Raw genomic sequence first — 22,320 nt, forward strand, 5'->3', positions numbered from 1 at the left:
ATGGCGCATAATACCAAGCATATATACCACTTGAGCATGGTATTTTTTCGTTGTTCCTTTTTACTTCATCCCATTTTATTTTTTTATGCATATTATCTATTGATAAATAAAAATTAAATTTTGATTTTATATTGTTATTGGCATTAAAGCAATTAAATATAACTATTTACATAAGGATTATGTTGATTTGTCAATTTTAAATTGAAATTATAGTAGTGATGGCTTTTGTTTAACTTTAATGGTAGTTACGTCACCCCGTTGATTGTTTGTAGAATCGGATATCACTCAGGGTGAGATCGCGAACATTTTCTGACAAATCACAGCAGATTTTACCCGCTGATCGAGTTGTGATCTTATACTCCCTTTTTCAGGAATATAACCATGAGCAGCCCCTATCTGGAGAAGGTTTTACTGGCAGGCTTCAATGCAGTGGGTAAAAAGTGAACATTCATGCTCTCACCCTGGGATATCACTCTTTCGAGATGCATTTATGGCTACCATTCAAGTTAATTGCCGATTCTGCAATCAAATAGTTCCTGTTCGTAAACTGAACTGTTACCATGAATGGTAAAGACTTGAGCCCAGTATCTAATCTGCCTCGAAGAAACGGAATGCTGCTTAGCTAAATGACGAGATGGCACACCCATTGAGCACCTTTTGGTGATGGCAAACTTGTATTCGTGATTGTATTTGGACATAAAAAGACCCCCGATAATTGGTTGTCCAACTATTGGGGGTCAGTTCACTTTCAGGAGGCTGTTACTTTATTTATAACAAGTAATACAAGCACCGCCACCTTCTTCAAGGTCATACATGGCGTCCATGTCTAATGTATCGATCAGCATCGATTCATCAACCATGGCATGCATACCGAGACGGCGTTTTTGCTCGCGTTTCTTTTTCTTCTCGAAACGCTCGATCACTTTCTGGTGATTGGCCTTTATCTGTTCGATACGCGCAGGATTTTCTAATGACTCTAACGGTTCGTTAGGGCCCATCCAGAAGAAGGTTTCACCATTGGCGCTGGTTTCGGCGCGTTTTTCATACGACTTAGCTTCTTCAAACGCTTCAGGGTGACGCTCCATAAGGCGTACCCATTCGATTTTTCGTTGGAAAAAGCAGAATGTACAACCTGAACGAGAACGCCACTCATAGTAGGCCGGCAAACCAAGACCGGCACTATCAAGAATATCTAATACACCTTGCTTTTTGATGCCATCTTCTGCGAAAGGCATTTTGATGGATAGATATTTTTGATTCTCATTAGGGCGGTAACCGTCACGCCAAGGCTCATCGGCACGAATACCGACATATGAAACCACTTCATAGCCATCATCAAGAAACGGTTTGATCCATTTCTCAAACGGTTCGAGCTTCATACGAATGGTGCACCAACGCTGCTGCCCCGCAGGCAAAAAATTATTGTGCTGTTTTAGCCAATAATCAAACCCTTTTTTATCATTGATATGCAAAATGGGCTTGCCAAGCACGATTTCGAGCTGCTCAAGGTATTCATACACCTCAGGCAGTTCTTTATCTGTATCAGTAAAAAAATACTCGATATCCAACTCGGGATAGTTACGCGCCATGTAGATAGCAAGGGCGGCACTGTCTTTGCCGCCGGATAAGCCAAGTACATGTTTTACTTTTTGATTTCCACTCATGAGTAATACCTGTTTATTTAACCCTGAGCTTCTAATGACTCTTTGAGCATCTGTTGTAAGAGATGAATTTTTTCAAACTCATCCAAATTGGCTAACTGTGCAGCAATTGCGTGACGTGTAGGCGTCAGTTTTTGATCGTCAGCAAGCCGGATTTCTCTCTTGTACGATTGTAATTGGCCATCATCGTCCTCTAACACGAGAGAAACTAATTTCGTTTTTGGCCCTGTCGATTTGTCAGCCGCATCTGATGACTGCGATTTTACAACACTTAGGAAGTCTTGCGCAAAATCACTGATCTTATTTGCTGCCGTAAGGAGTAAACCTTCATTCCAGTTTTGTTTGCCTCGGCCGATGACTATCTGGATCATGCTTTCAAGCCATTGTGTTAGCCCCGTTTCGCTTTTTCCCAGTTCGCGCGCGAAAGCTTTTAGTCGAATATCACCGGATTTTTGCTCTACAGTGCTACACATTTGAATCAAGTCATCACCACTCTCAGGGAAGATCGTTTTGACTTTACTCTTAATGTCATTGAGCATTGATTCGTGTTTTTCGCGTAAAATTTTGAAACAGTCAGCAAGAGAGTCAATACGTTCGACGAAAGAGAGTGTCTCTTTAGGATCGATAAGTGCAATCAGATCTTTCATGAGCAATGCATGAGGATCGTTAGCTTGTAAGAAAAGATCACGAACGGACAATACAAGCTTGTTCTTGATGGTGTCGTTTTCAACAAAGCTATGTGCGTTCTTCACCCATTGCGGCAAGTTATGTATTGTCGTCACAAGTGGCGTCGCAACGGCTAATATGTTGTTTGCGACTTCTCTGTTTGTCTCTGTGGCCGCGAAGACAGAAAGATGCTGTAACCACTCTTTTTCTTCTTTCGCGAGTACGATGTACTTAACGGCTAGCTCATTCGGTGATTTAATCAGTTTGTGTACATAGTCGGTGTCTGGTTCGGCAATGAAGGCATAATCCCCAGACATATCTTGCTCATAGTATGCGATGTCTTGGCCTAGCGACTTTAGGAAAGCCAACAAGAAGATAGGGATTACACCTTGAGTTAAACCGTAAGGCGCTTGAGACCACAGGTTGACAATCTCCAATAAGGAAACTTTTTCTCCTGATTTTTGTTGAATCAACGTAAGCGCGTCAGCAAAAACAGCATCTAGCTCTCGCCCTAGCTCATCTCTGAACCAATGTTTACCATTATCTCCAGCAGAAGAATGGATTAGTGTGTTTTTTAAGCAGCTTATGTACATCGACATTTCAGGTGGGAAACCGGTAATGCCAAGGTTTTCTTCACCTTCACTATTAAGCATGGCGACGAGCAACTTTTTCAGTGCGGAGACTGCTGTTCCTGATAATTTATTACGGTTGACGAGTTCGTTTTTAATTTCAGGTGTTTGAGAAAATAAACGGTCAGCTGCAAATGTCGTGATTTGGCTTAAGGATTCCGTACCATACTTGAGGCCATTGTAGTACCAATCCGCCTTTTCAAACGCGTCATGAATGGCGTATGTTAATGCTTGTTCAGAACTCTTTCGGCGGCTTTCATACTCTTTCTGAGCGACTTTATCGTGTTGCAGAATATGGCCGATGTCTTTATCCGCTTTAATCAGCTCAATGGCATAACACTCTTTCGCTAATGCTTGAATATCTTGGGCATTTTTTGCGGAAGCTAAGATGAGTTGTGAGTGATGCTCACTTAATTCATTTAAGATTACGTCAGGTTCATCGCTGAGTAATAGGGCGAAACGTGCAAAGGCATTATCTCCGATCGGTGATAGAAGTTTGTTATCATCGATGTGTGAAATGATCTTCTTTTCCGCCCAACGTAGGGTGCCTGATGTGTGATAATGCCCTTTTGCAATCACTTGCTCACTGAAGTTGATATAACCGATGGCTTCATCTGAATTATGCAATTGCTCAATTTTATCCTCAATGAGCGTTGGAATATCCAGGTCAGAGCCTTCAAATACGACCCATGAAGAAAGATGCTTACGGTAGATAATGCATGATTTATCTTTTAGTAATGCAAGGTATTCATTGAGCTCATTGGTATCAGAAATTTGAGTCGCAGCAAGTAGAATCGCCTCAGATGCGGTCAAGTTTGCAGGGCGGCCGAATAGCGTTAATAGTGCAATAGACTTAAGTAGATCAATCGCTTGTGACGGTAGATCTTTCTGATTTGCAATACGGATCGACTCTGTCGCAGCTGCCCAAGCATGACCATCCGGCGAGCTTAAAATGATGTGCTCGAGGTTAGCTTCTAAGTAATCCCATAAATTAACCAAGTCATACCGCGCATTATGATCAACCGTCCCTTTAAGGAACAGTTGAAAACTATGCTGTTCGTGAGAGTTCAGGAAGCTAAAGGTACTACGCTCATTTTGGCTAAAGCGACGTTTAGATAGCGGGCCAAGAAGGAGTGCCGTCAGTGGGTGTAATGGCGCACATTGCTGCAAGCGTTGACGAAGCTGTTCTTTACGTTCTTGGCTGTCATTCAGCGCAGTAAGCACTTGTGTTACATGCTTATCTTCTTCTGTATTGGTTTTTCGTGAAACGATCGATTGACCAATAAGTGCAACAGTTTCATCGGTTGATACGTTGTACAAGATGTCATTGTATCGACCTTGGATTTTACCCCATTCCTCTTGCAGTTTGGTGCCTCGGTCTTTGGCGTATTCAGCAAACGCTTGGTGTAGTAGGCCAAGGAAAATCACAGGCGTGTCGATACGGCCAAGCACCTCTGCGATGTCTTGGAATAAGTGCAATTCACCTTTGTTCTTGTTGATGAACTCAAGGCTCTTACCCATTTCATCAGCGAGGATTAATACGCCATCAATACAGGTTTTCGCTTCAGCAAACAGTGATTCCCATACGTCGATGAGTTGTGCGTCAGTCGAAATAGCATGGTCTTTGTATTTATCAAAAATACCTTGTGTATTAGGATGCTCGTTTAGCGCATCAAGCGTTGCTTGCCAGAATGTTTCAATCGGGCCACTAACACCCCCCACTGAACGGATCTGAAGCCAGCCTTTTTTATACTTAATACTTTGTTCTAAGAGTTCTGTCGATTCAGCATTGATGACATCGAGTGCGGCTGCACGCATATCAGAGGATGCGTGTAACAAACCTGTTAGTAACAAGGCAATGGTTGATTTACCAGAACCATAGGGACCCGTTAAGGTGTAAGCGCGCTGACCTGTTTGAGCATATTGTCTGAACAGTGTTTCAAGGGCTGTTTGCGCGGTACCATGGTAAACAAGGCCAGGAAAAAATTCGGCGCTAAGATCGCTGTCGATACGCGTAGAGCGCTGATGACGCGTCGCTATAGAATAGTGTTGAATCAGAGTCACGGATTATTCTCCCTGGTAGTAACGGTGTAGATATTTACCAGGATTTTCTGTATGTAAATCTTGGAAGTGATGCTGAACTTGGCGCAACCCCTGGGTATCTGTCCAAGCCAGCTTGCCTTTGCTAAGTGTTTCAAGCTGATCGAGCTTATCACTTAGACCGGAGGTTGATAGGCGGAACACTCGGCCCGGCGAGCCTACATCATTAAGTAGCGAATCAAATGAAAGGGTAGCCTGTGCGTTGATGATTTCACCGTTGCTATCTGTTTGTTTTCTTTGCATGAAATCAATAACGGCGTAAGCGAAAACCTCAACAGGTAGTGCGTTCTTAGCAGATAATTCTGCATGATAGTCCTTGCCGCTTTCCTGTGTGATTAATCCCAATTCAGTAAAAGGCGAAGCAAAACTATCTTCATTGACTTTGTGCGCAGTCGTGCGCTTGACGCTGTACATTTGAAACAGGCAATCAATGTCCTTACTTAAGGTTGCTTCCGTGAGCTCTTTCTCGTGATTACCTAAAGAGAGAGTAATGTCTTTTACAAGTTGCTCTTTGCTTGTACGCACACCATTAAAATAGTTAAAAAACCAGCGTGCCGTATTGAGTTCAGCATGTTGTGCATTCACGGATTGTGCTAACCAATGCAATAGCCAAACCGTGCCGATTTTATCCATGTACATATCATAAGCATCATTGCCTACAAACAGCGCTTTAGCCAAAGGCGTTAAAGCATAGGATTGCTGTTTGTTATCGGTACAGGTCACAAGGTTGAGGGTGCGAATCCAGTGCCTCACAGAGAGCACCATGTTCTTACCCATACCCATAGAAGCCATCTGATCTTCGATGTTATCTTTGCTTGAAATAGATTTATTACAGTTAACTTCCTGAATAATCTTATAAATCCAGCCGTAGCGGATAGGGAAGGTCTGATGTCCTGAGAACTTCAGGATGCTAGATTCGATGCTCAAAAGTGTTTACCTTGCTGAATTGGAGATTTTATCCAAACACGATTGTAGCAGAGCGGAATGACCGATAATAGAGGAATATAGGGAGGATTGCATAATGGGCGCATTATTGCATAGTGTCATAGAAAAAATAATGATATAAATAGCCATTTGTTTAGTAATTTACTCTCAGGAAATCTCTTTCAATGCAAAAGTCTCTCGATATCTTCAAGGCAGAACCGCAATCTGTGTTTGATGTCATTTGTGAACGTAAGAATACCGGTTTTTATATGCCTGCATATCAGCGACCTTATTCATGGGAAGTAAGTCATATTAAAGATTTGTTTTCTGATTGTGAGAATGTATTTAGAAATTTGCTTGAATCTCCTGATGCTATTATTTTTCTTGGTTCAATTCTAAGTGTTGACGATAGCGCAGGGTTGACGATTTATCCGTTAGTAAACAAACATAAGCCTACACACATCAAGCTGATTATTGATGGACAGCAGCGTCTTTCTACGCTGATGTTAATGATTCTTTGTCTTAATGAAAGATTGAATGTCTTTTTGCCGAGCCTTAAGAAAGCAATAAATACAGAGCAAGATAGTGATGTTAAAGATGTCCTGGATGAGTTGCGGCAGGTTGTCTCTCAGCTTGAGATTGATACAGCTAATACCGTTATTGAAACGACAGCGGATCATGCAGTTTATAAATATTTACCTAAGATTATTCGTTCACAGGTAGATTGCTGGGGACGAAATGAGAAAAAAGCTCAGTACGAGAGTCCTATTGCAGAAATACTGTGTGCTTACCAGCGCCATGTTGTTGAACAACGTGAAGACTCGGTATTTAAACCACTTGATTTAACTCTAATGAACGCTTCATCTAAGCGAGTGATTAATAACGTAAAAGAAATTAGAAAACAGCTTGATTGTGTTCAAAAGGGCTTCGAATTTAAACTGCCGGATGGTGGAGTTGAAGAAAAAATCCATATCAGTGATCTGGTTGGTGTTGATACGCTAGATACATGCTTGGATTTTCCTATTGACGAAGAACTACAGCAAGCGTCTGAAAAGCACCCTAAAGTTGCGGAAGTCATTTATTTAGCTGCGTTTGCGAAGTTCTTGCTTCACCGTGTTTGCTTAACTTATGTTGAGGTTAATAATGAGTCGTATGCATTTGATATGTTTGAAGCATTGAATACAACGGGTGAACCACTGACGGCGCTAGAAACTTTTGTCCCTAAAGTAATTGAGCATATCGGCAATAAGCGTAAAGATGGAGTTTCAGAAGAAGAACTTGAAGCGTCGATGGATGTTCTGAATTCCATTACTGCGCGCTTTGAGGATATCATCGAAAGCAAAGAGAAGAACAATAAAACCAAGGCATTGATCTTAGCTTTTGTTCGTGCTTATCAAGGCAAGGTGAAGATTACAAGACTAAGAGATCAGCGCGATGCAATGCTGAAAAGTTATGAAAATTGTCACTATGTCTGTAAAGATGAATATCTGACCCAGCTTGCTAAAACCGCAGACTTCTTATTTGATCATTGGCAGGCTTCAGTGCCAGATGTAGGGCACTTAGTTGAGTCTAGCGAGAAAGATGTAGCGAACCTATGTTTGCGCTACTTAGTGGATATGAAGCATGACATTGTTCAAAGCTTATTGGTGCAGTTTGTGCTGATCGACGAAAAATACGAAACCGTCGGTACGGATTCCTCTAGCTTTGTGACGGTGCTTAAAGCGATCACCGCATTTAGCGTGCTTTGGCGTACTATGACAGGTGGTGCTGATGGTATTGATGCTGTGTATAAAAAATTGCATGAGCGAGGCATGACAGCCCATGATGATGGTTATCAGTTGGTCAATGGGGGGCTCACTTCAGATAAGTTTGATGCTGATGCAATTAAAGCGTTCTTTAGACAAGAGCTGGAAACAAAAATCAATTCTAAGGGGTCTCCTAAAGAGACTGTTGAAGAACAATGGCTTGATATTTGTTCTAAACAACAGATCTTAACTAAGGCAAAGAGCATCAAGTTCTTGTTATTGGCGGGTATGCATGGGATCGAACTAGACGGGGTGAACCATGAATTGTCAGACGAAGCTAGCACACAGTATCTTACTACCATGATGTGGGAGTTAATCTCCGGTAAAAATGCAATTAAGAAAGTCTTTAATGGAGGCTCAACTGAAGGGTGGGGAGATGAGGCTATCGCAAACCCTGGAGAATTTAATAAAATAGGTAATGTGCTTGTCGATGCTCGCAATGGGATATCAAGCAGCGCACCTCCTTCATGGTATAACCTAAAGCAACATATGCTTCAGGCTCTAGCTAATGATTCAATGAATAATATTGATGACATCCTTATGGCTTCAGGGCAAATCACGGTAGAAGCAAGGCGTAATGCATCGGTTTTGATGTTGGAGAAGAAGTTTGCCGATATCACGTTTGCCAGCGAGTGGAATAAGCAAGCGATTGATGAACGTACTATTCTGTTATTGAGCAATGCTTGGCGAAACCTTACCCAATGGCTTGATTGGAAGTAAATCATGCAGTTTTCAGCCCTTGGACTTAAAACTAAGTATGACTCAGATGAAGATAATATCTTGGACTGTGTTCATATCCCATTGCTTGCTCAAGCGAGTCACTATGATCGAGCTGTAGGCTATTTTTCGTCAGCTGTATTATCATCAGCAGCACAAGGGCTGGAGAAGTTTATCCAGTCAGAAGGGAAAATGCGCCTTATCATTGGCGATCCTCTGTCTGATAGTGAATATGAAGCTGTGATGGAGGGGGCATCACATCCGTGTAAAGCTAAGTCACTTCAACTTGTGGATCTTCTGCTTGAAAGTGAAGATAGAAATCTGAAATTGTTGACTTACCTAGTGGCTAAGCAACAGCTTGAGATAAAGTTCGCTTTTACCCATAAAGGTATGTTCCACAAAAAGATAGGGATTTTTTACCAGCAAGATGAGACCGTCGTATTTAGTGGTTCAGCTAATGAAACTCTTGCCGGGCTGTCCAAGTACAACTCTGAAGAGGTTTCATTGTTTTTTAGTTGGCGGGAATCATTTGCTGATTATGGGCTGGTGGAAATCGAGAAATTTAACGCCCTTTGGTGCAATACTAAAAAGGGAGTAAAAGTTGTTTCTATCGATTCAGAGGTGTACCAGAAAATCCAATCGGGTGTTGATATTGAACAGTTGCATAAGGAGCTATTTCCAAGCTCTATGAAGCCGATGGTTACTCAGCCTTTCTTCTCTTATAGCTTCCCCAAATCTGAGCAGCAACTGGCCAAGCTAGATATCGAAGCCAAGACTCCTCGCAAACCACTGATAGTGAAAGGGCGACCGTTTGAACTGTTTTCACACCAGATTGAAGCAATAGATAGCTGGCGTAAAGCAGGCTACAGTGGCTTATTTAAGTTAGCCACAGGTTCAGGCAAGACTTTTACCTCTATATCTGCATTGGTTGAGCTTTATGAAGATCGTCACAAAGATGGTGAGCCGACCTTTGCAATCATAAGTGTTCCCTACGTTGAGCTAGCCAATCAATGGGTCAAAGAGTTGGCACCTTTTAATATTGTGCCAGTGCAGTGTTACGATACATCGGAAAAGTGGGCGATAACACTGGATAAAAAATTGCTGCGTTTTCGTACTGGTACCTTAGATTTTATTTGCGTAATTGTGGTCAATAAAACACTGTCTTCAAGTTTGTTTCAGTCGAAGATTGCCAAGGTCTCACCGAAAGATATGCTATTGATTGGTGATGAATGCCACCATCTTGGAAGCCAAGGGTATTTTGATGCTTTGCCACTAGCACGTTATAGAATAGGCCTATCAGCGACGCCTTTTCGTTCCGATGATGATGAGGTCGAAGGCTCGCCATTTCCTGATACCGTTCGGCAGAATCTTCTGATTTACTTCAAAGGTATTGTCAGTGAGTACTCATTAAGTGATGCGATTCGTGACGGTATACTGGCTCCTTATCGATATGACCTCGTGCCGGTCTATCTTGATGAAGAGGAACAAGAAGCTTATGAGGATTACTCCGCCAAAATTCAGAAGATGATTTTGAAGGCTAAATCAGGAAAGCTAACAAATGATGAGCAGTCGATGCTGACTAACTGGTGTGGAGCAAGAGCAAGGATCCTTGCAACCAGTTCAGGTAAATTGCCAGCACTGATCTCTTATTTGAAAAATAACCCAACGTTATCCTTAGTACACTCTTTGATTTACGTTGGAGAAGGCTCTGCACCTGGAGAGGGTACGCCTTATATTACGAAGGTGACTAATCACCTTCATGAGTATGGCTGCAAGGTGGCAAAGTTTACCTCGCAAGAAACACCATCTGAGCGACGTAGGATCATGGATAGCTTCAAAGAGCAGGTAATCGACTCTTTGGTTGCCATGAAGGTACTTGATGAAGGGATCGATGTGCCTGTATGTCAGAGTGCTTTTATTTTGGCTAGCACTCGTAACCCAAGACAATACGTACAGAGACGAGGTCGTGTGCTTAGGAAGTCGGCGGGGAAAACCGAAGCTTTAATTGTTGATTTTGTGGTGTTACCTTTGCCAGGAGTTATCAATCACTTTAGCCAAAACTTACGTCGAGCAGAGTTGGAAAGGATAGAGGACTTTAAGCTAACGGCCATCAATTCAGAAGAAATTGAAAAAAGAATCATTGAATTAGGAATCTATTAATGGACCTTAATGCATTTAAAGCTTTATTGCTGGACGCGGATAAAAATACACAAATGGCTCATCAAGATTACTCAAAAAAATCGGCTGCCCATAAGGCAGCGCTGCAGGTTATGCAGTTTGAGAAAGAGCTCTATTATGGGGATTTGGTGCTGAGTCGTCATATCTTGAAGATTAAAGAGATTATTGAAGTAAATGCGGAAGATATCGTAAATGAAGCTAATAAAACTTGAGATCAATAATTTTCGACAATTCTATGATAAGCAGTCGATTGATTTTTCTGTTGACCCACAGCGTGGTGTTACGTTGATCCATGGTGAAAATAACGGTGGTAAAACTGCATTGCTTAACGCCCTTCGTTGGTGTCTGTATGAGGAAACAACAGAAAATCTATTAGATGCCAAGAATCTTCTTAATAAGCATGCGGCAAGTCAAGGCAAGAACACCTTTAGTGTTTGTCTCCAGCTAGAGCATGAAAATCGTTTGTTTGAGATTCGGCGGATACAGGCAAAAAATAGCTCCAGTAGCAGCCTTCATGTATACGAGATCATTGATGGTTGTTATGCAGAGAAAGCAGAAGAAAATCCAAACACCTTGATTAATACTCTCTTACCGAAAGAGATGTCTCAGTATTTTTTCTACCAAGGGGAAGGTACCGGTACATTAAGTAGCCAAAATGATTTCTCTCATATTAGGGATGCGATCGAAAAGGTTCTTGGCCTTACTGTTGCAAAAACAACATTAAAGCACTTAAGCAGCATTAAGACTAGCTACCAAAAAGATCTTAAGCAGTACGATACTAATAATGAAATCGACATGCTTATGACGAATAAGGAAAATTTGGTATCGAGCTTAGAGCGAGACAAAAAACTGCTTGAACAAAAACGAGCAGAGCTCGAAAGTGCTGAAAAGGAGCATGAAGCACAGATAGTCAAACTTACTCGTTTTGATAAGACTGCCATTGAAGACAAGCTTAAGTTTCGTAATAAGCAGTCTCAGTTGTTGTGCGACTACGAGCGACAGCACAAACAACTGTTGGCCGATAAGGTCGCTAAAACGCCACATTGGGCATTAAACACGTTTAGTCAAAAGCTTGCCTCAATAAATCTTACAAGTATTAACACTGAAGAGCTCAACAAATCATTGCGTTATACAGTAGATAAGCAGCTATTACGTGAGATCATTGAGAATAGCGAATGTATCTGTGGCTCTCATGTTGAAAAAGACAGCTCCGCAGCTTGGTTTATTGAAGAGCTTGGTAAGTATGCGGTTGATCCCGATCTTAAACACCGTTGGGGATTGGCTGTTAAGCTGCAAGAAAAATTAAGCAATAATGGGTTACCAAAAGCGGTGATGGAGAAGTTGCTTGCTGATATCGATGATCGAGAAGATAACATGCAGGAACTGGAGCATAGTATTCGGGATCTAAGTCATATCATTGTTGAGTCTGATATTGATGATATCAAAGCGATTGAAAGCGCCAAAAATGCAGCCAAATCCAAGTGTGACCAGCTGAATCGACAAGTTCCACAATTGGAAGAGCAAGTTCGCAAAAAGGATGTTGATATCAGAGATATCGATAGGCGTGTGAGTATTTTGTCGTCCACACAGCCGAAAGCCCAAAAGGTTCGCAATTTGATTTTAGCTACCGATAAGATCATGCAACTTTATGAAGATGCGATTAGTTCTTCGCAGCAGGGTGTTGATGGAATCTTGCTGAATAAAATGCAATTGCTGTTCAGTCAGGTTGCGTTTAATGGCTATACAGTGAAAAAAGACACTAATGCAAAGAGTGGCAGCTTTACGTGGGCGATTGTTGATAAAGAGGGTAAACGAGTTGCTGCAGGTAATGGCTATCAAGCTATGTTATCTATTTCTTTTATCGTTGCATTGATTGAATTTTCAAAAGATCGAGCCAATAACAAGCAGCATCTACTAACGCCTGGCACCATTGCGCCATTTATTGCCGACTCGATCTTAGCCTTTATTGGTCCAGATAACGGTAGAGAACTAGTTCGTTATATCGCAGACAAGGTAGATCAATCGATCTTTATGTTCTCTCAAGCACAGTGGACGGAGAGCCACACTGATAAAGGGATCCGTCATAAGATAGGTAAAGAATATAACTTAGTTCAGCACACGGTGCTTACTGAAGATGAATTTAAAGGTCAGTATCCGACACAACTAACGGTACAAGGCAGCAGTTATAACGTTGTGCGTTTTGGCAGTGACTTTGACAAAGTTACCATTGAGGAGATTCCAACCCATGGCTGATATGATGGATTGGCGTAAGCTTTCAGTACGCAGGGATGCCCGATTTGAAGGACTGGAAGAGAGATTTTGTTCTACTAAAGGAGCAAAAAGCGATGCCAGAGTATTTAGTACGGTAAAAGAGTTGATGGTTTTTGCCGCCTTGATTGGTTATCAGTTAGGTGACTATCAACCATTGAAATCTAAGGTTAACACTACCCCAATCTTGTTAGATACCTATGCAACGACTGGGCATGATGCCTATATCTATTTGCTAGCATTGGCGAAAGAGCCTTCGCTAAATATGCTGAAAGATGAGAATCTTAGAGATGCTATTGGTATTTTTGAAGGTTACTGTAATAGTGGATTAATGCACATTGATAGTTGGGTCATGAGTAATATCAGCGAACCACTAATTACGAATATTCTATTTAATCAAACGTTAGAATACTTAATTGATAATGAGTAGTTATTACGATTATGCAGCCTCAACCCCACTTTCTGATGCTGTTTTTGAAGAAATGCGCCCTTGGTTTGGTGGAAATTTCGCCAATCCGTCCTCTTCTCATGCTGAGGGCGATAAGGCAACGCGAGCAATTCAGGCTGCGCGTGAGGTGATTGCAGACAAAATCGGTGCCTTACCGAGTGAGATTATTTTTACTAGTGGGGCTAGTGAAGCGAATAATTTGGCTTTAAAAGGCATGGCTTTTAAGCGATTGGAGAAAAAAGGCCATATTATTACGTCAAGTATTGAACATAAGTGTATCTTAAATACTTGTGCTTTCTTGGAATCAATCGGCTTCAGTGTCACTTATCTCGTACCGGATCGTGATGGAAGGATTCTTGCGGATCAAGTTGAGGCTGTGATTCAAGATGATACGTTTTTGATTTCAATTCATCATGTCAATAACGAGCTAGGAACCATTCAACCTATTGCGGATTTTGGTGCTATTGCTTTTGAGCACGACATTCTATTTCATACTGATTCTGCACAAGGGTTCTGTAAATGCGAAATTGATGTCGATGACATGGATATTGATATGCTCTCTTTGTCGGGCCATAAAATTTATGGCCCTAAAGGGATTGGAGCATTATATGTACGTGACATTCGTAATTCAGGTCTTGTTCCGCAGATCCATGGTGGCGGCCAGGAAGGAGGGTTACGGGGGGGGACATCCCCAACTCCGTTGATCGTTGGTCTTTCAGCTGCCGTACGTCACTTCCCAACAGAAGGCGGGGATACCGTTATCGCGTTAGATAAGGCATTGACCGAGTACGTGTTCTCAAAGAATGGTGGCCCAAACACCGTAGCGACTATCTGCAGTGTGACATTTAAAAATGATGATGAGGTCAAGCGGTTCCTTGAGAATAACGATTGGCTTATTTCTCAAGGCTCGGCATGTAATGCGATGTCTAATATCGCATCCCATGTATTGACCGCGATAGGTTTGTCGGAGGAAGAAGCCAGACGAACTTATCGCATAAGTCTTCCGCCTTACTCACATGATACTGATTAATGGAATGTCGTAATTTTTCCCATGGAAGGGAAAAGAGAGCTTTTCATCACACAGAGTGAAATCATGTTGTTTGTTATTTCCTTCTGCGGATAGGTTGATGGACGGATGTTGAAACGCCTCTTCATTACTGTACCTATTATTTGAAAACAATGTTGTCTCAGTGACATTATTGTTCTGCGTGATAGCGATAATACGAAGGCCACAGTAGCTATAGGTTGATGACTCTCTAGTTAGAATCAGTTTAGGTTCTTTGGTACCCCAAATGATTTCATCAATAGGTGTTTCATCTTCACCTTTAATAATTAGCTCTTTTTTCTTTACATCATAGATAGCCCAACTACCAGCCTGTCCGCTTGCCCAGAAAACAGTAACAAAAAGCCAATCATTATTATATTCCGCGTACAGTCCTTCTTCTATAACCCAACCAATGCCAAAAGTTTCGGCCAATTCGATATTACTCAGAGAAAAAACTTCTTGATTGTTATCATCAAGAATGGATAGAACGGGTGTTTCTGAGAAGATATTGACAGTATCAAAATCTTCAATTATTTCATCAGCATAGAATGCATCATCATCTGAATATTTAGTAAGCTTGTCTTTGGGGATAATTGAAAGCACTTTTGTGCGATCAATGACAAATGAATTATCGTTAAAGGTGTTTACAAGAACCATTTTTTATACCTAAAAATTGTGATTTGATTTTGTTATTGTGCAAATACGAAATTCGTTGATGGACTTATTGTGAAGCCTGAGTGACTCTTCCCACTGATGTCGGTGAAGTATAATTTCTTTTTGAAAATCATACTTTATGAGCTTTGCTAGTCGTTTATCAAAACTCAGCTGTTTCTCATATGGTATCTGATCATTACTCATTAGCAGGTGCTTATTGAGTAGCGGTGGTCTTCTACTTTCATCCATATAATCAAAGAAATCGATGTCTTGGTCGGCCATCTTGATTTTGATGCGCTCGACTAAGAACGGGACCGATTTCTCAAAGTCATCATAAGCCGTTAAGGTCAGCTTGCCAGACATGGTGTGGATTTTGATCACATCAATCTCATCCCCTAAGTCACCATACATTTGCAAGCCAGCACCCACATACACCCGTAGTAGCAGCGGCAGGTCATCAATGTACTCTTTGTGGAAAATCAGGGAGTGGCCGTCATTGAGTAGACTCGCTGGCAGTTTCTGATGGGCTTTCTCGCACTGCTGGCTGATAAGGTCGGTATCGGCAATGGCAAACAGCAACTCTGTGGCAAGGTGAATCGCCGTGTTGTAATCACTGAATAATGCCTTGATATCGCGTTTGAGCCGTTCGGGCTGTTGGGTATAGGGTTTGCGTTTTTCAAAGAGTCCCATGGCAAAGTAAAGCAGTAAGTCTTCTTTGCGGCTTTGCTCGGCTCGGGCAAACTCGTGGGTGTCAAACAGCTCTTGCAGTAGACCGAACGCTTTTTTGTGCGAGCCTATCAGTTCACGTATTTTATCCGACTCGGTAAACTCATCATTGGCAGGAATGCGCCCGAGCTCAAGGCTCTGAGCCCAAAAGCTGTCGAATAGCGCTTGGTGCTGGGTGATCACCAGTTTAGCTTGATCTTTGGTTTTCTCTTTGTTGTCACTCGGCGCAGGGGCGGTCAATTGCTGCCAGTGGTGATGGCGCTTGTATTTACGTTGTAGGTACTGTTGCTCTTCGAGTTTGTCTTTGAAGATATAGAAGATGCCAGGGGCGACGGTGATCACATCATCTTGCAGGTTACGCTCTATGTAGCCTTTGATTTCCGATTGGGCGTAGTACTTCTGAAACGTATTGCGCGAGGTGATCACGCCGTCTTTGTAGGGTTTGAACTGGGCAATATAGTTGTCGTTGGCCAGCATGACGGATACAACCAGTAGCTTGTCTGCGAGATCCCACGCGCCGAGCAGGGCATCGAGCCGCTCGTCTTGATCTTCAATCACGTTTAAGACAAAGCCGAGGTTAACGATATCAGAGGTGACTTTGTCGTTATCGGGCTGAAAGTTAGGATCCCAGCCGAGCGCATCTAAGCCATGTGCTTCCAATTCTCGTAGGTCATCTCCCCGCCCGCAGCCATAGTCAAAAATGGAATGATTGCCTTCAAGGTAGCCATGTTTGACGAGGGTTTTCATTGGGGCAGAAAGCTCGTGACGTACTATGGCGGTCTTGTGGCGGTCGATGCTAGCTTCATCGTCTGCTGGGATAACAGCAGAGCGGCGAAACAGGCGCCCATCAACGAGTTCATAGCCGTGACGCGCGATAAGGTTTACCCATGAACGTTTAAAGCCAATGATGCGCGAGTTTTGATAGAGGCCGGCATTTTCACCTTCTTGGGTGAGTGAGATGAAGTGCTCGTAGTAATCATTACTGGGCAACACCATGGTTTCTTTACGGTGCAAAATGGGGGGATTATCCGAGTCGTCATAGCGGGTGATTTTATGGGTTAACTTGGTGAGGTCGACATTCAGGCTTTGCTTGAGCGCGGGATAAGAATCGGAATAGAAATCAGGGTAATGAAGCAGAGATAAGCGGAATTCTTTTTTGAACAGTTTCACAAGGTTCCAATGTTCATCCTCAAGACGCACAGCTTTCGCCACGGCGGGGATGAAGGCAGACAGTGTATCCGGCAGGGCAGAGAGGCTGTCTCTGTGTAAGTAAATCGCATCGGGGAGATGCTTACCGGCCGAAACTTGTGATACCAGTTGTGAAAAGAGATTCGCGTCCATAGCTGCTCCGTTGAAGGGTTTCTTATGAGTATAACGAATTGAATAGCGTGAGTGTGGCGTCGCCATAGGCACTTTTTTTGTTTACGCGAAGGCCATCACTGCGGGTTTGTCGGATCAGGGCGTAACGGGCTGGCTCTGGCCCAATGCTGAGGTGTAAGGGCCTGTCTTTGCCGTAAAAGTAGAGCCGATCAAAGCAAAGATGCGCGGTGATGTAAGCGGCGATCTCGTCCATTTTGTTCTCATAGCCGGCAATGTAGAAATCGCACGATGCCCCATTACGTTTGCAGATCCGGTTGCCTCGGCTGTTCAGCTCCATAGCTGCATGTTGATCCAAGCTCGGTGCCATATCGCCCGGGCTGTTTTTTTGGATATACCGCAGCAACGGCGCGCTTGTGAAGCCGTAGGTGATGGTGAGCTCACCAAACTGCTGCTCAAGCGGCAAGAGTAACTCTGTGCTGAGCTTTTCGAGTTGTTCAAGAGAGGCCGCAGTTGCCGGGTTGTCTTGGGCGTAGTGTGGGTGTTTGACTACGTGCCAGTCCAGTAGCTTGTCAATCATGGGGGATAATTATTATTACCGAAGAAGTATCGATCATTTTACCCTGAATTCAGAGAAATAACTGTGGCGTCACCGTGGAATGGGGAACTATGCGGGCCTATCGAATTCATGTCATCTTGGTATCGATTTGCTCAAACACAGATGCCACTTTTCAGGTAAGACAAAGTCACTTTGCCTATGCTAACGTTAAAACAAGAATCATGACCTTCATAAGAAAAAGAACATCCTATGAATAACAAGCCATTAGCAACGCTCACTGATGAACAAAAAAGCCTGATTGAACAATTGGCGACAGATAAAGTGAATTCGATGAACAGTGATCAATACTTATGTGATCGTATTGATGAAAAAGTATTGGAAATGGAAGAGCACATTCAAGCTTACTTTCATGAACGTTTTCACTTTCACATGAAGAAGAGTGAACAAAAATAAGCATTGGGTGCTGAGTGGGTAACCCACGCGCTATCGAGACTGAGAGGCTGCTTTGTGCAGCCTTTTCTTTATGTCACGACAATGTGTGATAGGAAAGATGATTATCCCTTCGAGGGGATATTGCTTTAAATATCCCCTCGAAGGGATAGGCCTGATAATTAAGAGGGGTAAAGTCTACCAAACCAGTAGTTTATGGTGGTTTACTGGGGGTTGACTATACCGTGATGACCATTTAACCACTGCTTTTCCTGTAGCCGAGTTAGGGCTGCTTTAATGTGTGCAGGCTTCATTTTAGCTTTTCGCTCACTCCAAGCATGGACCTTTGTTATCACATCGTCTAACTGCACATCGCCGTGAGGGCATTCTTGTGTGGCGACCCAATGAACGGTAGACAATAGCTCCATGCCGTAAGGACTTTCAAATCCATCCACCAGCTTAGTCACATTATCAAAGCGTTGTTTCGTTTCAGGGTGAGCCTTTAGGAATGATTGCGCCTCTTCCAATGCTCCCTCTTTGAGTTGAATGGGGGTGTCTGGCTTATTTAAACCATCGGCATAGCCTGAAATGAAGTGGCCTTCCATTTTATCCAGCACGTGCCTCAGTACATCAGCATAGGGACCGTAGTGGTGTTTTTGGAAATGGACTTTATTTAACGTCTCACCCGCAGTGGTTAAGAAGTAGACGAGTTTTTGCACTTCCAGTAACGATAACGTGTAATGCAACCCTGTTGTTAGGTATTCGTTGATCAACCCAATAACAGCAGCGCGTCCGATTGTCATGCTAGGCTTCTGCGTGCGGTTAACCATTTGCTCGGCTTGAGGTGCATCTTGAGGAGGGTAAACGCGCCATTCAACATTTTGCATGTCAGATAATGCAGCCTGAATTTCACGTTTAACGTCAGACCATGGTAAACCGCCCAGTCCACTACCTAGCGCAGGTATCGCCACGGAGGTCAGCTTTAGTCTGCGAACTTCTCTCTTCAAATCCGTTAAGCCATTTTGGATAAATTCAATCTGTGATTTACCTTTCCAGTGTGCTTTGGTGGGAAAGTTAATGATGTAGTAAGGCGCACTGATTGAGTGAGTGGAAACCGTCAGCATTTGGCCTGTTGTCAGCGCGTTGCTATCACACGCTGCTTTGTAGATTTTAAAATTCTCTGGAAAAGCCTTCTTGAACTGTAGAGCGAGTCCTTTGCCCATGACGCCCACCGTGTTTACGGTATTGATAATGGCATCGGATTGATCATGAAGAATATTTCCTTTGACGTATGAAATCATTTTGAACCACTCAACGAATAGTACCACTCAGGTTTGACTAAAATTTCTGGCTGATGAGCGCAGGCTGAGAGTAATTGTCTTACTTTATCTGCTAATTCTGGCGTTTTGACGCCAATCTGTCTAATACAGTTCCAAGGAACTGATTGGTGGGCCAAAAACTCGGCTTGTTTTTCTTCCTTGCACTGCTGCCAGTATTTTGCGTGGATCTTTTTGAAGTCCAGTTCGTTTAGACGACAGAAATCGTCAATCTGTTCGGCATAAGCCAAGTCAGCATGGATATCGGTAAAGAAACAATGCGGGTTGGTTGCGGTTATGGTTTCGACATCACTGATGAGGTGTACGATTGGGTCTTGGCCGTCATGATAGTCCTCATGGCCCAGATGTATGACGTACAGCATCACAGAGCGAGGACAAAAATTAAAGGGAACGTATTCTCCAATCGTTCCGCCGGCAGCGACGGTTACAGGGTGGAGTAACCGCCTTTGCTTGATGTGGCTATACCCTATATTTTTACTCTTTAGGCTTTGTTCAATACGTTTTGCATCTGACCATAAACAGCCCTCAGAGAGGATACACTCGAGGTTGTTGATGTGGGTAATATGGGAGACTTTTACCATCATTCAATCACATCCTTGTTAAAAATAGGGCCTCGACATTGGCCTTTTTAAGGCACGGGTACCGTTCAGTCTATGCTATCGGTTGGCTTGTGCTTCAACGTCATCACGTATACGTACCATGATCACGATAGTACTGACAATGAATGCCTTGAGCTCAGCGTTAGCGACCGATGTCCCCGTTATAGGGTATGTTTCTTGAAACGGTGAAGTACCGTCAGATACAAGAAAGCCCCCTAAACCAGAGATTTAGGGGGCTTTCTGGACATCCTAGGATGTCTTCGTATACGAATTTGGTGGAGCTGGCGGGATTTGAACCCGCGTCCAAAATCAGTCTAACAGATGGCGCTACATGCTTAGTCAGTCTTTATTCTCGTATCGACACTGCGAACTGACACGCTATGCAAATACATACCAAAATTCTATTTCGCGGTTCATCTCTTTGGTCAAAGATTCCCTCGCTATCTTGTTTGGGTTTGAACCCCTGTTATTCCCCGTCTTACAAGCGAAAGCTAGGGCAGGAGCGCTCTCAGCAGATTATTAAGCTGCTAGTGCGTAGTTTTCGTCGTTTGCGACTATTTTTTGCGGCTTTTTTACGAGGCAAACCGCACCTCGGCATGCTCCACAAGCCTTCGTGATCCTGTCGAATCCTGAATCAGCCCCAGAGTTCGATCGATGTTAGCAGAAAATAGGGTGAGGTCAATAGCTAGCTTACTATCTTCGGTTTAGATGGGCAAGAAACAACCACTTAGCTAACATCTCTCGGTTAATTAGCGGTTGCTGCTCTTCATGATACGGGCCTTATCACGCTGCCAGTCGCGAGATTTGCTATCGGCGCGTTTGTCGTGCAATTTCTTACCGCGTGCCGTACCTATCTTCAGTTTCACGAATGACGCTTTCCAGTACATGCTCAGCGCGATAATGGTTTCACCGTCACGGTTGACGGCGCCCAATAACTTGTCGATTTCACGGCGGTTAAGCAGCAACTTACGGGTACGGATGGGATCGGCCACCACGTGGGTAGACGCGGCGTTCAGGGGCGTGATTGTCATGCCTGAAATGAAGGCTTCCCCGTTACGCAAGAACACGTAGCTTTCGGTCAAATTAACTTTGCCGTCGCGGATCGCTTTGACTTCCCAACCTTGCAGTTGCAGGCCGGCTTCGTATTCATCTTGAATGGAAAATTCAAAGCGGGCGGTTTTGTTTTTCGCAATCGAATTGCTACTCGGTTTGCTGGGTTTCTTGGCCATAATGTCTCTTCTGTCTTGCTGTCCCGACCCGTAAATTGTCGGGTCGGTCGATATGTGTTGACTGAAAAATCATGAAGATGGCGTTTCAGTCACACGCTTATTTTGGCTGTTAGCACAGTAATGGTATCATTGCCCAAGTCCTTCTCCTAGGCTTTGCGGTGGAATGTCCATCACGGTGTGAGAAGCGACGTGCTCTATGGTAAAGGAGAAGCTATGCCTCAGATTTGTCGCTCTGCACTGGTCCCATTCAGTGCCAAGCAAATGTTTGAACTTGTGAATGATGTGGAGTCGTATCCGGCCTTTTTACCGGGATGCTCTGGCAGCAAAATTATTGAAAGTTCTGCGCTGCATATGATGGCGTCGGTGGATGTCTCTAAAGCAGGGATCAAGAAAACCTTCGTGACGCGTAATGCTTTGATTGACGACTGTAAAATTGACATGCAGTTGGTGGATGGGCCGTTCCAACGTTTGGTGGGTGGCTGGCATTTCATTGAGTTAGATGCGGATGCGTGTAAGGTAGAGCTTAAGCTGGATTTTGAGTTCAAAAATGCATTGGTTGAAGTGGCGTTCGGCAAAGTCTTCCGTGATTTGACGAACAATATGGTGAAGGCGTTCACGGTGCGGGCAAGAGAAATTTATGACTTCTGAAGAGACGTTGATCCACGTTGAGGTGGTGTACGCCCTGCCAATGGCGCAGAAGGTGATCAAGCTGGCGGTGACGCCAGACATGCAAGTGCAGCAGATCATTGAGCAGTCGGGTGTGTTGGCGCTTTACCCTGAGGTGGATTTGAAGGTCAACAAAGTAGGCGTGTATAGCCGCAATGTGAAGCTGGATGCGACGGTGCATGATGGTGATCGCATCGAGATTTATCGCCCGCTGCTGGCTGATCCAAAAGAAATCCGCCGCAAACGCGCTGAGCAAGCGAAAAAAGAAGCCGAGCAGAAAGACGTCGCAACGAAGGCGGACTAAGCCTGACAAATAACAGACAGAAAAAAGCTCGCACTTGGCGAGCTTTTTTGTATGGGGTG

Annotated in this window: 18 protein-coding genes and 1 other RNA gene; 9 read left to right on the forward strand and 10 right to left on the reverse strand. The window is 43.4% G+C overall.

Annotated features, from left to right (window positions below):
* Positions 1–764: 764 nt before the first annotated feature.
* Genes L4C36_RS19240 through L4C36_RS19250 form a run of 3 tightly spaced genes read right to left on the reverse strand, consistent with a single transcriptional unit; the run spans position 765 to position 5,983 of the window.
* On the reverse strand, positions 765–1,664 hold the full coding sequence (locus L4C36_RS19240) for a phosphoadenosine phosphosulfate reductase domain-containing protein (RefSeq protein WP_428479423.1): 900 nt from the start codon (positions 1,662–1,664) through the stop codon (positions 765–767).
* Between the two features lie 17 nt (positions 1,665–1,681).
* Complete coding sequence (locus L4C36_RS19245) at positions 1,682–5,020, reverse strand: hypothetical protein (protein WP_428479424.1); 3,339 nt, start codon at positions 5,018–5,020, stop codon at positions 1,682–1,684.
* 3 nt (positions 5,021–5,023) lie between these two features.
* The gene (locus tag L4C36_RS19250) at positions 5,024–5,983 is read right to left on the reverse strand and encodes a DUF4007 family protein (RefSeq protein WP_428479425.1); all 960 of its coding nucleotides are present in this window, start codon (positions 5,981–5,983) and stop codon (positions 5,024–5,026) included.
* A 182-nt stretch (positions 5,984–6,165) separates the two neighbouring features.
* Here L4C36_RS19250 and L4C36_RS19255 point away from each other — a divergent pair, with 182 nt between their 5' ends.
* The 6 genes from L4C36_RS19255 to L4C36_RS19280 are packed head-to-tail and all read left to right on the forward strand — an operon-like array spanning position 6,166 to position 14,426.
* Positions 6,166–8,505, forward strand: coding sequence for a DUF262 domain-containing protein (locus L4C36_RS19255; protein ID WP_428479426.1), 2,340 nt, complete (start codon positions 6,166–6,168; stop codon positions 8,503–8,505).
* A gap of 3 nt (positions 8,506–8,508) precedes the next feature.
* Positions 8,509–10,662 (forward strand): DEAD/DEAH box helicase family protein, encoded by a 2,154-nt coding sequence (locus L4C36_RS19260; protein ID WP_428479427.1) that lies wholly within the window; start codon positions 8,509–8,511, stop codon positions 10,660–10,662.
* Entirely contained in the window at positions 10,662–10,892 is a 231-nt protein-coding gene (locus L4C36_RS19265) for a CxC ATPase DNA modification system associated small protein (protein ID WP_428479428.1), read from the forward strand. The genes L4C36_RS19260 and L4C36_RS19265 overlap by 1 nt, the downstream gene beginning before the upstream one ends.
* Complete coding sequence (locus tag L4C36_RS19270) at positions 10,873–12,933, forward strand: AAA family ATPase (protein ID WP_428479429.1); 2,061 nt, start codon at positions 10,873–10,875, stop codon at positions 12,931–12,933. Before L4C36_RS19265 ends, L4C36_RS19270 begins: the two co-directional genes overlap by 20 nt.
* Positions 12,926–13,378: a hypothetical protein gene (locus tag L4C36_RS19275; protein ID WP_428479430.1), complete on the forward strand. Its 453-nt coding sequence runs from the start codon at positions 12,926–12,928 to the stop codon at positions 13,376–13,378. The genes L4C36_RS19270 and L4C36_RS19275 overlap by 8 nt, the downstream gene beginning before the upstream one ends.
* The gene (locus tag L4C36_RS19280; protein ID WP_428479431.1) at positions 13,371–14,426 is read left to right on the forward strand and encodes a cysteine desulfurase family protein; all 1,056 of its coding nucleotides are present in this window, start codon (positions 13,371–13,373) and stop codon (positions 14,424–14,426) included. Before L4C36_RS19275 ends, L4C36_RS19280 begins: the two co-directional genes overlap by 8 nt.
* Here L4C36_RS19280 and L4C36_RS19285 read toward each other — a convergent pair.
* Genes L4C36_RS19285 through L4C36_RS19295 form a run of 3 tightly spaced genes read right to left on the reverse strand, consistent with a single transcriptional unit; the run spans position 14,409 to position 17,718 of the window.
* Complete coding sequence (locus L4C36_RS19285) at positions 14,409–15,098, reverse strand: hypothetical protein (RefSeq protein ID WP_428479432.1); 690 nt, start codon at positions 15,096–15,098, stop codon at positions 14,409–14,411. The genes L4C36_RS19280 and L4C36_RS19285 overlap by 18 nt on opposite strands.
* 9 nt (positions 15,099–15,107) lie before the next feature.
* Positions 15,108–17,162 carry a DNA phosphorothioation-associated putative methyltransferase gene (locus L4C36_RS19290; RefSeq protein ID WP_428479433.1) on the reverse strand — a complete coding sequence of 685 codons (2,055 nt, stop codon included), beginning with the start codon at positions 17,160–17,162 and terminating at the stop codon, positions 15,108–15,110.
* A gap of 22 nt (positions 17,163–17,184) precedes the next feature.
* Positions 17,185–17,718 (reverse strand): hypothetical protein, encoded by a 534-nt coding sequence (locus L4C36_RS19295; protein ID WP_428479434.1) that lies wholly within the window; start codon positions 17,716–17,718, stop codon positions 17,185–17,187.
* A 228-nt stretch (positions 17,719–17,946) separates the two neighbouring features.
* On the opposite strand from L4C36_RS19295, the gene L4C36_RS19300 reads away from it, so the two are divergent.
* A complete protein-coding gene (locus tag L4C36_RS19300) occupies positions 17,947–18,150 on the forward strand; it encodes a hypothetical protein (protein ID WP_428479435.1) in 204 nt (67 codons plus the stop codon).
* Positions 18,151–18,350: 200 nt separating this feature from the next.
* On the opposite strand, the gene darG is transcribed toward L4C36_RS19300, so the two are convergent.
* From darG to smpB, 4 genes are all read right to left on the reverse strand, one after another.
* A complete protein-coding gene (gene darG / locus L4C36_RS19305; RefSeq protein WP_428479436.1) occupies positions 18,351–19,427 on the reverse strand; it encodes a type II toxin-antitoxin system antitoxin DNA ADP-ribosyl glycohydrolase DarG in 1,077 nt (358 codons plus the stop codon).
* Positions 19,424–20,047, reverse strand: coding sequence for a type II toxin-antitoxin system toxin DNA ADP-ribosyl transferase DarT (gene darT, locus L4C36_RS19310; protein ID WP_428479437.1), 624 nt, complete (start codon positions 20,045–20,047; stop codon positions 19,424–19,426). The genes darG and darT overlap by 4 nt, the downstream gene beginning before the upstream one ends.
* Positions 20,048–20,335: 288 nt before the next feature.
* Positions 20,336–20,704, reverse strand: a transfer-messenger RNA (tmRNA) gene (ssrA, locus tag L4C36_RS19315).
* Positions 20,705–20,811: 107 nt separating this feature from the next.
* A complete protein-coding gene (gene smpB, locus L4C36_RS19320; protein ID WP_428479438.1) occupies positions 20,812–21,291 on the reverse strand; it encodes an SsrA-binding protein SmpB in 480 nt (159 codons plus the stop codon).
* Positions 21,292–21,504: 213 nt separating this feature from the next.
* Here smpB and L4C36_RS19325 point away from each other — a divergent pair, with 213 nt between their 5' ends.
* Together L4C36_RS19325 and L4C36_RS19330 are read left to right on the forward strand one after the other, a co-directional pair.
* Positions 21,505–21,939: an SRPBCC family protein gene (locus L4C36_RS19325; protein ID WP_428479439.1), complete on the forward strand. Its 435-nt coding sequence runs from the start codon at positions 21,505–21,507 to the stop codon at positions 21,937–21,939.
* Complete coding sequence (locus tag L4C36_RS19330; RefSeq protein WP_428479440.1) at positions 21,929–22,261, forward strand: RnfH family protein; 333 nt, start codon at positions 21,929–21,931, stop codon at positions 22,259–22,261. Before L4C36_RS19325 ends, L4C36_RS19330 begins: the two co-directional genes overlap by 11 nt.
* Positions 22,262–22,320 lie beyond the last annotated feature (59 nt).

This window comes from Photobacterium japonica, assembly GCF_050337005.1.
Lineage (GTDB): Bacteria > Pseudomonadota > Gammaproteobacteria > Enterobacterales > Vibrionaceae > Photobacterium > Photobacterium japonica.

Bases quoted from the DNA above. Each gene is read 5' to 3' on its own strand.
- L4C36_RS19240 (WP_428479423.1), bottom strand. From the start codon at position 1,664: ATGAGTGGAAATCAAAAAGTAAAACATGTACTTGGCTTATCCGGCGGC.
- L4C36_RS19255 (WP_428479426.1), top strand. From the start codon at position 6,166: ATGCAAAAGTCTCTCGATATCTTCAAGGCAGAACCGCAATCTGTGTTT.
- L4C36_RS19260 (WP_428479427.1), top strand. From the start codon at position 8,509: ATGCAGTTTTCAGCCCTTGGACTTAAAACTAAGTATGACTCAGATGAA.
- L4C36_RS19265 (WP_428479428.1), top strand. From the start codon at position 10,662: ATGGACCTTAATGCATTTAAAGCTTTATTGCTGGACGCGGATAAAAAT.
- L4C36_RS19270 (WP_428479429.1), top strand. From the start codon at position 10,873: ATGAAGCTAATAAAACTTGAGATCAATAATTTTCGACAATTCTATGAT.
- L4C36_RS19275 (WP_428479430.1), top strand. From the start codon at position 12,926: ATGGCTGATATGATGGATTGGCGTAAGCTTTCAGTACGCAGGGATGCC.
- L4C36_RS19280 (WP_428479431.1), top strand. From the start codon at position 13,371: ATGAGTAGTTATTACGATTATGCAGCCTCAACCCCACTTTCTGATGCT.
- L4C36_RS19285 (WP_428479432.1), bottom strand. From the start codon at position 15,098: ATGGTTCTTGTAAACACCTTTAACGATAATTCATTTGTCATTGATCGC.
- L4C36_RS19290 (WP_428479433.1), bottom strand. From the start codon at position 17,162: ATGGACGCGAATCTCTTTTCACAACTGGTATCACAAGTTTCGGCCGGT.
- L4C36_RS19295 (WP_428479434.1), bottom strand. From the start codon at position 17,718: ATGATTGACAAGCTACTGGACTGGCACGTAGTCAAACACCCACACTAC.
- L4C36_RS19300 (WP_428479435.1), top strand. From the start codon at position 17,947: ATGAATAACAAGCCATTAGCAACGCTCACTGATGAACAAAAAAGCCTG.
- darG (WP_428479436.1), bottom strand. From the start codon at position 19,427: ATGATTTCATACGTCAAAGGAAATATTCTTCATGATCAATCCGATGCC.
- darT (WP_428479437.1), bottom strand. From the start codon at position 20,047: ATGATGGTAAAAGTCTCCCATATTACCCACATCAACAACCTCGAGTGT.
- smpB (WP_428479438.1), bottom strand. From the start codon at position 21,291: ATGGCCAAGAAACCCAGCAAACCGAGTAGCAATTCGATTGCGAAAAAC.
- L4C36_RS19325 (WP_428479439.1), top strand. From the start codon at position 21,505: ATGCCTCAGATTTGTCGCTCTGCACTGGTCCCATTCAGTGCCAAGCAA.
- L4C36_RS19330 (WP_428479440.1), top strand. From the start codon at position 21,929: ATGACTTCTGAAGAGACGTTGATCCACGTTGAGGTGGTGTACGCCCTG.